The sequence below is a fragment of the Granulicella sp. S156 genome (genome assembly GCF_009766105.1).
Taxonomy (GTDB): Bacteria; Acidobacteriota; Terriglobia; order Terriglobales; family Acidobacteriaceae; genus Granulicella.
The window spans coordinates 13,729-27,919 of sequence record NZ_LMUH01000020.1 but is presented as its reverse complement, the minus strand read 5'-3'; the positions used below and the strand labels follow the sequence as shown (position 1 = coordinate 27,919).

Sequence of the window (14,191 nt, the reverse complement as noted above, 5' to 3'; positions counted from 1 at the left end):
TGGTCGCGCGGCTGAAGCCGGGAGTTACAAGTGCCCAGGCGCAGGCCCAGCTTGGACCACTGTGGCATGACCTCCGCGCCTATGAACTGACGCTCTATAAGTCCAGGACAGAGCAGTTCAAGAAGCGATTTCTCGACGACTCACGGCTTAACGTCGTGGACGACTCCAAGGGGTTTTCTCCGAATCGCATAGACTTGGAGACACCTCTTATCATCCTGATGAGCATGGCGGGCTTGCTGGTAGCCATGTGCGCCATCAACGTGGCCACCTTGCTGTTGTTGCGGGCGGCAGGCCGCGCGCGGGAGATGTCGATGCGCTACGCTCTAGGCGCGAAACGCGGCCGGATCGTCTCGCAACTGCTGACTGAAGGGGTCCTGCTGGGCACAGTAGGTGCTGTGGCGGGACTTGCGCTGGCCCCCCTCGTGGCCACCACGTTGGTCCGGTTGCTGACGAACGCCGATCCCGGCAGCGAACCCTATTCCGCAGCTATCGACGCCCGTGTGTTTCTGTTCACGCTGGGTGTAGCGCTCGTGGCAAGCCTGCTGTTCAGCGTGGCGCCTGTGCTCCACTTTATCCGGCCCGATCTGGTCCAGGCGCTGCGGCAGAGTTCTGGAACGGCCTCGCAGGGCGCCCAACGATTTCGTAAGCTGGCCGTTGGCTCACAGATCGCACTCAGCGTGCTTCTGCTGGGAGGCGCAGGCCTGTTCGTACGCACACTCGACAATCTTCGACATCAACAAGTGGGCTTTGAGATAGGGCACCTCGCGACCTTCAGTTTCGATCCCTCGGACTCCGGCTACGGAGAGGACAGGGAGAAGCCTCTCGTGACCCAGGGGCTCGAAAGGGTCCGCCAAGTCCCCGGCGTCACCTCCGTCGCGGCCACGACGGACCCCGAACTTACTGGGGACACGAATGTTGATGCTTTTAGCGTCGAAGGGCACGCGGCAATCGAAGGCGAAAGCAGGGACGTCGAATCTCCCCGGATCACGCCCGGCTACTTCGCGACACTCCAGCAGCCGCTGCTGGCAGGAAGAGAGTTCACCTGGGCGGATGTGGCAGGAGCGCCGAAGGTAGCGGTAGTCAACCTGGCTTTTGCCAAGAAGTTCTACGGCTCCGCGCAGAATGCACTTGGCCACAGTGTAACCAAAATACCCGACGATCCAAGCGGACCCTCTTCTCCTGCAGCAATTGTGGGTGTCGTAGGTGATATCAAGCATCAGGACCTACGCAATTTCGCAGGACCCACGGTCTACCAACCCTATCTGCAGATCGACCATCCGGGGGGCGTGCAGATCTATGCAAGGACAGCACAGGCACCAGAGACAGTCGAGGCTGCGATCAGGAAGGGCCTGCAGCGTCTCGACCCGACCCTGGTCGTCGATGGTCTGCGCAGCATGGACGCCGAGGTGGACAGAAGCACCTCGGATGAGCGCGCTCTGGCGTTTCTCGCCATCGGCTTCTCGGCTCTCGCATTAGTGTTGGCAGCCGTCGGTCTCTATGGCGTGTTGGCCTATTCCATCGAGCAACGCACGCGAGAGATAGGCGTGCGACTGGCGCTCGGAGCGCAGCGGAGCAATGTCGTAGTCCTGGTATTGCGCGAGATGACCGTGATCGCGGTGATTGCCACTGCGATCGCGCTACCTTCGATCGTCGCGCTCGCCCGACTCTTTCGCAGCCAACTGTATGGGGTTGCCACGTACGATGGCCTGACTTTGGGGGGAGCGGTCGTTCTTTCCGCAGTGATGGTGACTCTGGCAGCTGTTCTTCCTGCCCGCAGAGCCGCCTCCGTGGAGCCGATGCAAGCGCTCCGCACGGAATAGCGCATTGCTTCTGGTGAATGCGAAGTATTTTACTGAGGCAAAGAATATGCGAAGATAGCCGAGGCACATGGCCACTCCTTCGCCAACTCGCGATCTCTCGGAACTCCTTCACAGCGTCTTCGGGCATCGCGAGTTTCGTGCCCATCAGCGCGAGGTCTGTGAAGCCGCCGCCTCCGGTCGCGATGTTCTGCTGGTCATGCCTACGGGAGCGGGCAAAAGTCTCTGCTATCAGCTTCCAGCCCTGGCTCTCGGCGGAACGGCGCTGGTCATCTCCCCGTTGATCGCCCTGATGGACGATCAGTCCTCCAAGCTCACCGAGCTGGGCCTTCGCGTCGCTCGCATCCACTCAGGGCTCTCCCGCGACGACTCTCGCCAGGCCTGCCGCGACTACCTCGCCGGCGAGCTGGATTTTCTATTCATTGCTCCTGAACGCATGCGGGTTCCGGGATTTCCCGAGATGCTGGCCAAGCGTAAGCCTGCACTGATCGCCATCGACGAAGCTCACTGCATCTCGCAGTGGGGGCATGATTTCCGGCCGGACTACAGAACACTGGGCCAGCACCTGCTGGCACTTCGCCCGTCGCCGATTATCGCACTGACGGCAACAGCAACACCAACCGTCCAGCAGGACATCGCCCACCAACTTAACCTGCAGAGTACTGCAATCTTCATCACCGGCTTTCGCCGCAGTAACCTCGCCGTTGAGGTCGTAGAACTCTCCAAGCCACAGCGCGACGACTTTGCCCTGAAGCTGCTCAAGGAGCCTTCCGCTCGTCCCGCCATCATCTATGCAGCGTCGCGCAAATCCGCGGAAGAGCTTGCCGGGAAACTCCACAAGCACTTCCCCACTGCCGCCTATCATGCGGGTCTTGACGCCGCCACACGTGACCGAGTGCAGCGGGCTTTTCTCTCCGGCAAACTCGACGTCGTCGTCGCCACGGTTGCCTTCGGTATGGGTATCGATAAGGCCGACGTACGTACCGTCATCCACGTCGCGCTCCCCGGCTCCGTAGAAGCCTACTACCAGGAGATTGGCCGCGCCGGTCGCGATGGCCTCCCCTCTCGCACCATCCTCCTCCACGGCTTTGCCGACCGCCGCCTGCAGGAGTTTTTCCTCGAAAAGAACTACCCGCCAACCTCCGACCTCGAACGCGTCTCCGTCGCTCTCACCGATGAATATGTTCAAGTCGAATCGCTCCAGCGCAAGCTCAAGATCGATCGCGAAACCCTCGACCGCACCATCGAAAAACTGCTAGCCGCTGGGGTTGCCCTGATGGATATGGCAGGCGATGTGCGCGGAACCGGCGAGACCACATGGCAGAAAGGCTATGAGTCGCAGGTCGCCATCCGTCGCGCCCAAATCGACCGCATGATCGCCTTTGCTGAGTCCAACAGCTGCCGCATGGCCGCCTTGGTTCAGCACTTCGGCGATACCAGCGACAAGGCCCAAAGTTGCGGACTCTGCGATGTCTGCAATCCCAGCGGCAACTCCGCGAATGCGGCCCATCAGCCAAGCCAGCAGGAGCGCGAGTGGCTCCGCGAGATTCTCTCTGCTCTCGATAAGCGGAGCACCTCTACCGGCAAGCTCTTCACCGATCTTCACCTGATGAAAGACCGCAAGGATTTCGATACCCTGCTCGATGCACTGGCTCGTGCTGGCCTCATCAGCCTTGCAAATGACACCTTTCGGAATCCTGAAGGTCGGGACATCACCTACAAGAAAGCCAGTATCACGCACGAGGGACGCGAGCCCGACGACGCAACCCTCGACACAGTATGGATTCGCGGCAGTCTCTCCGAGGCTCCTTCCGCAAAGAAGAAGTCCAGCGGTAAATCGCGCGGTGCCACACCGTCAGCCGAGAAGCAGCCGCTCAATCCAGAGGCTGAGCAGCTCTTCGAGCGTCTCCGCCATTGGCGTACCGAAGTAGCCAAACCTACCAAGACCCCGGCTTTCATGATCCTCGCCGATGCTGTGATGCGCGCAATCGCCAACCATGCGCCAAAGAATCTCTCTGATCTCCATGCCGTCCCCGGCATGGGACCTGCCAAGGTCGACCGCTACGGCGCGGCGATCCTCGCGGTCTGCCGTGGCGAAGCGGTTCCCTCCATCTCAGCGCCAAAGGTAAAGGAGCCGAATCCCTCCGTTCAGCGCAGCCTGACCCTGCAGCCCTCATCGAGGGCACAACCAGCCCAACACAACTCCGAGTCACAGCCCTCGCGCCCAGCCGCCAGTTCAGCTGTCCGTCCTGCCCCTAAACCAGCCCCTCCCGCACCACCACCCGCAGAGCTAACCCCGAACCAACAAGCTCTGGACACGAAGCTCCGCGACTGGCGAAAACAACAAGCCACCCAAACGGGACTTCCCTCGTTTTTCATCTTCAGCGACACGGTTCTACACAATATCGTCGTGGCCGAACCACGTTCCCTCTCCGACCTTCGCACGGTCCGCGGCATCGATACCGAGAAACTGGAACGCTTCGGCGCTGCTGTCGTTGAGCTTTGCCGAGAGTAAGAACTGAGCCTTCCCACCGCTCTGCATGAGAGGATAAACACCTTATGGATACAAGCTCATTCGGTATTGTCATCATGGCCGCAGGCAAAGGAACGCGGCTGAAGTCTAAGCACCCCAAGGTCCTCCACGAGATCGGTGGCCGCTCACTGTTACTGCATGTCATCGCGGCTGCGAAGACCATCACTACGCCGGAACACATCTATTGCATCATCGGCCACGAGGCAGAGCGTGTGCGCTCAGCGGTTGAATCCACCGGTGTTGGCTTCGTCCTGCAGGCCGAACAGCGCGGCACTGGCCATGCACTGCAACAAGTAAAAGCGCACTTCACAACGGGTGGCGAAGCCCCTCCGGAACATCTGCTGGTGCTCTCAGGAGACGTGCCATTGATCCGCCCGGAAACGCTCTCTGCGCTCGAAGCGTTCCATTTGAAAGAGAAAGCGGCGATGACCATCCTCTCCGCTATTCCGTCCGATCCCACAGGTTATGGCCGAGTGAACCGCACGAATACCTTGGCGGTCGAAGTCGCCAGTATCGTCGAGCAAAAGGACCTCAAGCCAGGCGACCCAGGTTCCAACGAGATCAACTCTGGTATCTACTGCTTTCAAACCGCCGCACTCTTCTCCAATCTCGATCGTCTCTCCAGCCAAAACGCCAGCGGCGAGTTCTACCTCACCGACATCGCCGCCCTTCTCGTTGCTGAAGGCCAGCGTGTCGTCGCCACAGTCGCCGAGAGCGTGGACGAAGTATTAGGAGCGAACACCATCGCCGAGATGATGCACCTCGACGCGGTGATGCGGCTCACCGCAGCTCACAAATTGATGGCCCAGGGCGTAACCATCTTCCGGCCAGAGACCAGCGTAATCGACTCCGGCGTAGAGGTAGGTCCTGACACGATCATCGAGCCGTTTGTGCAGCTGCTCGGCAACACGCGCATCGGCCAGGACTGCCGAATCCGTTCTTATTCCGTCATCCAGAATTCAGTACTTGGCGACAACGTTCTGGTTCGCAACGGCTGCATTCTTGACGAAGCCACCGTCGGCAACGCGGCGCTGCTCGGCCCCTACTCGCACCTGCGGCCAGGCAGCGAGATCGGCGAGGCCGCCCATCTCGGCAACTTCGTCGAGACGAAGAAGGTTCGCATGGGACGCGGCTCGAAAGCCAACCACCTCAGCTATCTTGGCGATGCTGTAATCGGCGCGGGAGTCAACGTCGGCGCAGGAGCCATTACCTGCAACTACGACGGCGTCCACAAGCACACGACGACCATCGGCGACGGCGTTTTTGTCGGCTCCGACTCGACTCTCGTCGCTCCATTGACGATTGGCGACAGGGCCTACATAGCTGCCGGTTCCTGCATCACAGAAGATGTGCCTGCCGACTCGCTGGCCCTGGGCCGTAGCCGCCAGACCACCAAGCCCGGCTGGGTAGCCGAGCGCAAGGCTAAAACTAAGCCGAAGGAGTAGCGATGCAAAAGTTGAGTCAGCAGGAGTTGCAGGAAGTCGTGGCCCGTCTCCCCCTGTGGAAACTGGAAGATGGAAAGCTCGTTCGCGACTGGGAATTCAAAAATTTCATTGCGGCAATGGAGTTCGTGGACCGTGTCGCCGTACTGGCGGAAGCCGCTGGACATCATCCCGACATCGATATTCGATATAACCGGGTGCGGCTTGCGCTGGTAAGTCATGATTCTGGAGGCATTACCGCGAAAGATGCCGATATGGCGGCGAGTCTCGATGAGTCCCTGACAAGTACCTCAGGAAAATCTTGAACGCTCGGTTTGACAGCGGGGATTCTCATGCTATGATAAAGCACAGAGTGAGTTCCAGTTTTCTGGACAACTCGAAAGTTCCTCGAACCACCTGTTCGAGAGCAAGTTGCGTCACTGGCCTCCCGGCATGGACAAAATACCGTTCATGCCGCCTTTTTTTCTTAAGGTGACTTTGGCGAACTCTGACTGGTTTTGATGACAGGCATTGCGGCGGTATGATCGGAAACATGAAGCGTCTCCTCGGTTGCGCCGCTCTTGTCCTTGTCACGTTGGCTGCCTCGGCGCAGTTCTCCGACCCCGCGAATGATGTGCCTGCCTATAACGCTGCTCCTCCCACCCATGCGCTGCCCCCGATCATGAGCGGCACACAGCTTACCGGACCCTACTTTTCTCATCCCTACCAGATCGCTGCCTACAAAATGGCTGCCAAGGTTCCCGGTGTTCTGCACCAGGAGCCCTGCTACTGCCACTGCGACCGCGCGATGGGCCACAACAGCCTGCATAGCTGTTTTGAAGGAACCCATGGCGCAGAGTGCGCTACCTGTATGAAAGAAGGCATCTACGCTTATCGTGAGACCAAGAAGGGCCGCACGCCTGCTCAGATTCGCGCTGGAATCGAACGCGGCGAGTGGGAGAAGGTCGACCTCGAAACAGCAACAATGTAGCTTCTCCAGAACTGGCGGCGATCAACTATGAGTTGGATTTTCTGGGCAATGCTCTCGGCCGTCTTTGCCGCATGTACCGCCCTGCTCGCCAAAGTAGGCGTAGAGCATATTGATAGCAATCTCGCGACTGCGATCCGGACAACGGTCGTCCTTTTCTTCACCTGGGCTATCGTTCTCGGACTCAATGCCCATCGTGGGCTGCCTGCCATCGGGCGGCGTAGCTGGATCTTCCTCGTCCTTTCGGGTCTGTGCACAGGACTGTCGTGGCTCTGCTATTTCCGAGCGCTCCAGATCGGTCCGGTAAGCGGCGTGGCGCCAATAGACAAACTGAGCGTCGCAATAGTGATCGTGTTTGCCTGGTTGTTTCTCCACGAGAGCCTGACGCCGCTGAAGATTCTCGGGGGCTCACTGATCACTGCTGGAGCGCTGGTGCTGGCCTTCGCATAAACCATTCAACATGCAGCGTATACTGGTATTAGTTCTTTGCAACGCCCAACGCAATGTTGCGGCCAGCTCCAAATGGGGGCGTCACGGCTTCGACGGGATTGCTTGCGGCAGAGAGGCATGCCGGGGTGTGGACACCCGTAATCGCTCACAAAACTATAAGTGCCGAACCTCAATTCGCGCTTGCTGCTTAATTAATTAAGTAGCCGATCGCTCAGGCTTCGCCTACGGGCTTGTACCGATCGTCGCACAGTAGGCTGGCCCAAGGAGTTCCGTCTGGACACCAAGGGCGAGATCAATCAGGCTGGTGGTTGACGCATCTTTGTCCGTTCCAAGCGTCCGCCACGAGACAAAAGCGAACCGGAAAAAGCATGAAAGCTCTCTGTTGACGGTAGTTTCGGACGCGGGTTCGACTCCCGCCGCCTCCACCATTACTCAACTAGCTTAGAACAAACAACATACTAACCAGCTAGAGGTTTTTTACAACGTTTGTGCAATAACCGCAGTCGAGCTGCGCCAATTTGCGTCGGGCTGGATTGCGACTGTGTCGTTTGCGGGGTAACCGCTATGGAAGATCGATGCTGCCTGCTGTTGTGGATTGCGCATTGACATCTCCGAAGAATTTCTTAAGACGCAATAGACAGCTTTCAAGTTGCATCATATGCAAAGCTAATAAATAAGAGCCATCAGGTGATGTTCAAGTAGGCGTGCCGTCGCCAACGGCAGAATTGCTAATGCATAGATGAAACTACAAAATGTATTTGCGAAGGATTAAGTGAAGTGACGTTATAACTGCATATTTCTATATAGTTGTTTTTATTACAGTTTCTGAAGTCAACAGATTGTTTCCAAACGGCCAGACATAAGATCTTTTCTGAGATACCTGAAACCAACCAGACAGCTCTATGGCTAACAGTTGTGGTTTTCTGCATAGAATGCTCAGTCACTGGCCTGCCACTTGTCATAAATAATTAAGCGAAAAATCCCATTCGCCGATAAGTAGATGGTCGCGGAAACAGGTTTCAATCAACCCTCCCAGGCAGCAGGATTTTAACCCAATGCCAAGCAACCAGCGATCAGCAGGCATCCTCCAATTGCAATAATCCGCCTCTACTGGACCGGTGAATCTTTGGAACTGTTGTTTAATTATGAAGATAGAGATTTCTTGGCCTTCAAATCTCGGTGATGTTGAAATCAGAGCCCCGTTCAGTGGTCATTTGTATTGGACGAAGTTTGGTGCAGGTCTGTTTTCGTGGACTTTTTTGACCTTGGCTGATTCTGTCCTGATAAGATGAGAGTGATCGCCAGTTTCGGTCGAGATTCGTGGCCCTGGTTGTACAAGTCCACCGCGGCCTCTTGTCGTTTATTAGTCCTTTTAGCTCAAGCTGTTCTGGTCTAGGATGTGAACTCCTGTGAGTCTTAAACGAAATACTATATACAACTTGATCGGTTCAATCACGCCTATGTTTATAGGCATGGCGACTGTCCCGCTTTATCTGCATAAAATCGGTGACGCACGTTATGGTGTTTTAGCCCTTGTCTGGTTATTCCTTGGCTACTTCGGCCTCTTTGATCCTGGAGTTACACGGGCTGCCGTATTTCATATAGCCCGTCTAGGTGGTGCGGGAGAAGAGAAGGAGCGCGAAAGCGTCTTCTGGACCGCCCTTGTTATAAATCTCTCTTTCGGCTTGATTGGCGGACTCATTCTGTACTTCGCAGCGCGGCCAGTTTTCATGTCGACATTCAAGATGCCGCAAGAGATGCGTGCCGAGGTGATGGCAAGTCTGCCTTGGCTAGCGGCATCAGTTCCGGTTTCAATTGTTGCCGGGGTCCTGGGCGGAGCGATGCAAGCTCGCGAGAGCTTTGGACTACTGAACTCAATCACAATCTTCAATTCAATTCTTTCGCAGGTCGTTCCTCTTGCAGTCGCATACTGGCACGGGCCTGATTTGCGATGGCTAATTCCGGCGGTCCTGATTACTCGGACCATTGGGGCCATCCCAACCTGCCTCGCACTGGTACGGATTATGCCGCTTGGAGTTGGTGGCGCTTTCGCCCCCGCGCGTGTCAAAACACTCTTCACCTATGGTGGATGGATTACCATCACGAACTTACTTACCCCGCTTCTGACGACAATGGATAGGATGTTGATCGGGAGTTTGCTAAGTGCTCAGGCTGTAGCCTTCTACACTGTACCCTTCAATCTGGTGACCCGTGCCTCGGTCATTCCGGGAGCCCTCGCAACAAGCCTCTTTCCAAAACTGTCACGGGGCCAACATGAGGAGAGCGCGGAACTTGCTTCAAGTGCTGTGATCGCGTTGGCGGCCGTAATGACTCCCATCATTATTATGGGAATGGCTGCGCTCCCTATATTCATGCGCTTCTGGGTCGGAGCCGGCTTCGCTCAACATGCGGCCTCCGTTGGAATTGTTCTCCTGATAGGTGTTTGGATCAATAGTCTTGCCTTCATTCCATACGGCCACCTTCAGGCCATTGAGCGTCCAGATGTCGTGGCGAAATTTCATGCAATTGAACTCATTCCGTTCCTGGGTTTGCTCTGGGTGGGGCTTCATTTCTTTGGCTTGCTCGGCGCCGCTTGGGCATGGACGCTTCGGGTAGCAGTCGACGGTGCTTTGCTCTTCGCCTACGCAGGCCAAATCCCGGGATGGCGGCGAATGCTGCCGGGTGGGTTGCTAGTTCTTTTGGGAGCATTCTTCCCCCCAACTTCCATTATCTCGATCAAGTCTCTCGTCGAGATAGGATTGCTAGTGGTGTCAATCTTCTGGTCTTGGAATGTCAGCCCGATGGTCCGCTCCTCTGTGTTGCGGCAAGTTGGTGCGAAGCGCATCCGGGAGGCCGTGTGAGCGAGTCAAGGCTGAAGGAGTTACCTAAGGCAATGAACGATATCAGGATATCCATCGCCATGGCCACATATAACGGGGGCCGGTTTATAGCGGAGCAACTTGCAAGCTTAGGGAAACAGACCCTTCTGCCGTTGGAGCTTGTAGTCAATGATGATGGTTCCACGGATAAAACGATCGAGATTCTTGAAGAGTTTGCAAAAACTTCTCCTTTTCCTGTCAAGATCTTTCGAAATGAACAGCGGCTTGGCTATGCTGATAACTTCTTACAGGCAGCTTCTCGCTGTTCAGGGGATTTGATTGCTTTTTGCGATCAAGACGATCTGTGGATGAGCTCTAAGCTCGAGATTTGCTCGCGCGAATTTCAAGATCCAGATGTGCTTCTTTGTGCGCATTCCGGAGAATTATTTGGGCATGGCGTTGCCGCCGGAGCCAAATGCCCAGAGTACGATAAACGTCGCGTGTTTAATCCTCTCACGATTTATCCGTTGTTAAGCTCCTATGGCTTCGCGATGTTAATTCGAAAGACCCTTTTGACAATCACGAAGAATGGGAGCCGGGTACCATCCAATGCCTGGGAAGCTCTTTTGGCCCATGATAAGTGGATGTGGTTCTTGGCGTCTGTCTTTGGCAAAATTGTCTTGCTTCCCGAGGTCCTGGTCCTCTATCGCCAGCATGACTCCAACCTTTTTGGGGGAGAAACGGGAAGTGCAGGTGCAGGGATATCAAAATTGGGTATCAAAAGGAATTACGAACTGCAAGCAATCAAAGAGGAACGTGCCGGGGAAATTTTAAAGAATATATCTCTTGACCTGGCGGACCCCTGGCAAGCGAAAGCGATGGCAGGTGCAACTTTCCTGGCGAGCTGCGGAATTGCCAATCACCGAAGGTCCTTGCTCTATGCAGACCACAGGACATTTGTACAAAGGCTTAGCGATTTTTTGACGTTGGTCAAAGAGGGGGGATATATCACAAGACGTCGGGCAACCCGCCTCGGGTTACCTGCCGCCTTGAAAGATATGGTAGCCGGACTATTCAGAATATCTAGGCGGTGATGGCAGCTCAGCCAAGATGAGAAGTTTCTTAAACACGCCAGGATTTTAATTTTTCTTACGCAATTGTGCTCGAGCCGCTCTCCGGCCGTTATTGGCAGCCTTCCACCGAAGCGTGACATTTGGGTCCAACACGACAAATCCCCAGAGCAAATGAAGGTATCCTGGGAGGGCCCGGCTGCCGATGAGGAACTGGAAGACACGTGCTGCGCTTCGCCTAAAGCCAGACGACAATGAGGTTGCAATTGCCCAGTACTGATTGAATGCAGTATGTTCGGCTGATATCGAATTGAAAACTCCCCGTACATCAAGATCTAACCGTGGAGCAGGAAAGTGATCAACTGCAACCTCTGGATCGTACAAAAGCTTCCATCCGCGGGCTTTTACAGCCATGCTGAAAGCCATATCGTTGGAAACCTGTGCTCCCACGCCACGGAGCCGAGTATCAAAATGTGAATGCTCAATGGCAGAGTGTCTGTAGCTCATGTTGGCACCTTTGAGAAAGTCGACTTCCCTGGCCGGTCCAACACCCAGATGGTGGTTACCAATAAGGCGACCAAACCACGTGACCTTTCCCACGATCTTTTCGCTCCCATCGACTATATCTGAGCCATAGTGAAGCCAATCTCGTCCTCCAACCGCCCCTACATGGGAGTCCCGCTCGAAGTGTTGTTCAATCATTTTTAGCCAATTTCTCCGCGGTGCGGCATCATCGTCGGTTATGGCGATTACATCCCCAACCGCAGCCGAGAGACCGGCATTTAGCGCATTAACTTGGCCTGACAGCTCTGGATGTTTCACGGTGAGTGGTAGCTTTGCGTTCCACTCAGTAAGCAGTTCTAAAGTGGCGAGGTCATCGCGCCTGGCTACTACAAGGACCTGATCTGCTAGACGTTCTTGCTCAGCAATTGCGCCCAAGCACCGGATAAGATCAAATTGTCGGTTGTAAGTCGGGACGATGATAGTAAGTTTCATCTAAATCCAATTTCTTGAAAGAGGTTAACGGTGACCAATTGCGTCTCTCACGCCGCACAGAGAGATGAATTTGGGAGTTTCTGGAGACTCATGCTTAGAAAACTTCGGTGTACAGCGAATATATAGCGCGTTTATCATTGGAACAGCCGGCTGGTCTGGCCGTCCGCTCCCAAAAGGATCACGAAAATGTTAAGCGTTCCAACCGACCAAGAAAAGTTTGTCTCTATCGTTGTGCCTTGCTTTAACGGCCTGGGAACAATAAGGAGGTTACCTTCTATCTTTAGAGCAGCAAAAGTATCAGAGGAAACTCTTTGAGATTATTGTAGTAGACAACGGGTCGAGAGATGGAACCTGCCATTATGTGTGCTCCTCTTTCCCTTTGGTGAAACTAATTCATAGCTCCCAGAAGGGATCAGGTTACGCCAGGAATGCCGGAATCTCAGCGGCGAGGGGCGAACGGATCCTCAGTACGGATTCAGATTGCATCGCTGATGAGAATTGGATCTCTAGCCTAGTCCATGCCACCCACCGCTCCGTCTGAAGTCGCAGCGGTGGGTGGCGCTATACGCCCTTTCTCCAAAGAAACTGAAGTGGAAAGATACAAGGGTTCTTGGGTCGGACAGCCCGATGTGACGAAGACAGATTCACGCATAAGATACACTGCAACGCCCAACGCGGCCTTCAGGACGGTGCATATACGGTCGGTCAGTGTGTTCGATGGGACGTTGGGGTTTAATAATACAGACCTTGGCATTCGATTGATTCAGGCCGGATTCAAGATCGAATTCAGCGATAGTGCAATTGTCTACCATCGGAACCCATCAACACTCGGGGAGCTTTACAAACACAAGCTAAAGTATGGGAAGTTCAGCTTTGACCTCGCTAAGAAGCATCCGCATCTTCTTGGCAAATCCACAAGCGGCCTTCGCGGTCTCTAAGCTGTTTCTTGAGACTGTTCGTCGATTTGTTGGCTATATCTGTATTAAGTTGCCCATCGCCTTGCTTCTAGGTGCGAAGGATCTTCCAAGAATCTGGCCGTTGATTGATGCGGTTATTGCAGTAGGTAACTATCAGGGCTTTGCTAGAGCCTCGGTTGGCGAACCGTCGAGAATCGAAGCGCTCCAAATAATTGGACGTCAGCCCTACTACCCAGATTGCGCTTGTTAGAGAGCATTTGTAACGCAGCCTCTCCCTAACCTCGTTCTATCCAAAGCTGTCAGTGTGATCGACCCTCGTATTTCCTAAACTTTTACTGTCTGGCTGGCCATGAGCACGGAGACGCCATCCACCCAAAGTTCGAGCGTTCCCGTATGAGGTGCGTCTCCCATGACTGGCAGCCCCCAAGCGTATTGGGGTAGCGTACCCTGCCAGCGTGAAGACTGCGGGGGTAGCTTGGCTGCTTTGGCAATGAGAGGCGCTGCTGCGAGCGCTGCTGCCGTGTTCGCGAACGTTGCTGCCCAAACAGTGTTTCCATAGGCACGACGGTGGAGACCGACTGCATAGTTGTGGAAGGAAGCGAACTCTCCAGCTCCGTCCCATTGGCCTGACTCGAAGTATTTTGCTCGCCAGATAGAGAGTGGCAGAGATCCGGTATCAGAGAGGACCCCTCGATACTCATCTTCGGCGGCTTGTGTTAACGCGATCTTATGGAGCGACCCCAGGGTAGTGGGAATCACTGAAGGTAGCCGGAACGACGGTGCAAGAGGATCGCGATCCAGCAGAGTTGTGGATCCGCGTTTCCACTCTCCGTTTTTCGCGATGATTCCATTCACCAGTCCCTGCTCGAGGAAGGCTGCCACAGCCAGGCTAATGCCAGGGGTATCGGTCCCTGTGATGCTGATGATTTCGCATTCGAACGGAGCTTTAGCGATGTTGGCGGCGTGCAGAAACGGATTGCGATCACTCTCGATATAGCCGAGGGAGCCCTGAAGATTGCCAAAGCCAAAAGCATAGATCGAATTCCGTGAGATCACTGCCTCTCGTTGCCATACCTTCTGAAGCAACGGGTCGTCGCTCTTTGCGATCAGCAGGAGATGATTGAACGCTAACGATGAGGACAATTCGGCCTCTGGCTTGGCCATATCCAGTTGCATTATT

General features: G+C 55.2%; 11 protein-coding genes, 1 other RNA gene and 1 pseudogene. 10 read left to right on the top strand and 3 right to left on the bottom strand.

Going from position 1 to position 14,191, the window contains the following annotated elements; translation table 11 throughout:
• The 7 genes from GSQ91_RS14885 to ssrA all read left to right on the top strand — a co-directional run.
• On the top strand, positions 1-1,820 hold a 1,820-nt coding region (locus GSQ91_RS14885; protein WP_158822552.1), incomplete at its 5' end, for an FtsX-like permease family protein.
• Between the two features lie 67 nt (positions 1,821-1,887).
• Complete coding sequence (locus GSQ91_RS14880; RefSeq protein WP_158822551.1) at positions 1,888-4,332, top strand: RecQ family ATP-dependent DNA helicase; 2,445 nt, start codon at positions 1,888-1,890, stop codon at positions 4,330-4,332.
• A 44-nt stretch (positions 4,333-4,376) separates the two neighbouring features.
• Positions 4,377-5,795, top strand: coding sequence for a bifunctional UDP-N-acetylglucosamine diphosphorylase/glucosamine-1-phosphate N-acetyltransferase GlmU (gene glmU, locus GSQ91_RS14875; RefSeq protein ID WP_158822550.1), 1,419 nt, complete (start codon positions 4,377-4,379; stop codon positions 5,793-5,795).
• A 2-nt stretch (positions 5,796-5,797) separates the two neighbouring features.
• Positions 5,798-6,097 (top strand): 4a-hydroxytetrahydrobiopterin dehydratase, encoded by a 300-nt coding sequence (locus tag GSQ91_RS14870; protein ID WP_158822549.1) that lies wholly within the window; start codon positions 5,798-5,800, stop codon positions 6,095-6,097.
• A 227-nt stretch (positions 6,098-6,324) separates the two neighbouring features.
• Complete coding sequence (locus tag GSQ91_RS14865; RefSeq protein WP_158822548.1) at positions 6,325-6,762, top strand: CYCXC family (seleno)protein; 438 nt, start codon at positions 6,325-6,327, stop codon at positions 6,760-6,762.
• 27 nt (positions 6,763-6,789) lie between these two features.
• Complete coding sequence (locus GSQ91_RS14860; RefSeq protein ID WP_158822547.1) at positions 6,790-7,209, top strand: EamA family transporter; 420 nt, start codon at positions 6,790-6,792, stop codon at positions 7,207-7,209.
• A gap of 74 nt (positions 7,210-7,283) precedes the next feature.
• Positions 7,284-7,637, top strand: a transfer-messenger RNA (tmRNA) gene (gene ssrA, locus GSQ91_RS14855).
• 49 nt (positions 7,638-7,686) lie between these two features.
• Here ssrA and GSQ91_RS26080 read toward each other — a convergent pair.
• Positions 7,687-7,812: a hypothetical protein gene (locus GSQ91_RS26080; protein WP_256370386.1), complete on the bottom strand. Its 126-nt coding sequence runs from the start codon at positions 7,810-7,812 to the stop codon at positions 7,687-7,689.
• Positions 7,813-8,618: 806 nt separating this feature from the next.
• Between GSQ91_RS26080 and GSQ91_RS14850 the strand changes: the two genes are divergently transcribed.
• Together GSQ91_RS14850 and GSQ91_RS14845 are read left to right on the top strand one after the other, a co-directional pair.
• Positions 8,619-10,070, top strand: a complete 1,452-nt coding sequence (locus tag GSQ91_RS14850) for a flippase (protein ID WP_256370385.1) — start codon at positions 8,619-8,621, stop codon at positions 10,068-10,070.
• A gap of 32 nt (positions 10,071-10,102) precedes the next feature.
• On the top strand, positions 10,103-11,122 hold the full coding sequence (locus GSQ91_RS14845; RefSeq protein WP_158822545.1) for a glycosyltransferase: 1,020 nt from the start codon (positions 10,103-10,105) through the stop codon (positions 11,120-11,122).
• A gap of 45 nt (positions 11,123-11,167) precedes the next feature.
• On the opposite strand, the gene GSQ91_RS14840 is transcribed toward GSQ91_RS14845, so the two are convergent.
• Positions 11,168-12,094 (bottom strand): glycosyltransferase family 2 protein, encoded by a 927-nt coding sequence (locus tag GSQ91_RS14840; protein WP_158822544.1) that lies wholly within the window; start codon positions 12,092-12,094, stop codon positions 11,168-11,170.
• Between the two features lie 289 nt (positions 12,095-12,383).
• On the opposite strand from GSQ91_RS14840, the pseudogene GSQ91_RS26265 reads away from it, so the two are divergent.
• Positions 12,384-12,635 (top strand): annotated as a pseudogene (locus GSQ91_RS26265) (glycosyltransferase family 2 protein); the annotation flags it as partial.
• 700 nt (positions 12,636-13,335) lie between these two features.
• Here GSQ91_RS26265 and GSQ91_RS14830 read toward each other — a convergent pair.
• Positions 13,336-14,175, bottom strand: coding sequence for a hypothetical protein (locus GSQ91_RS14830; protein WP_254064605.1), 840 nt, complete (start codon positions 14,173-14,175; stop codon positions 13,336-13,338).
• Positions 14,176-14,191 lie beyond the last annotated feature (16 nt).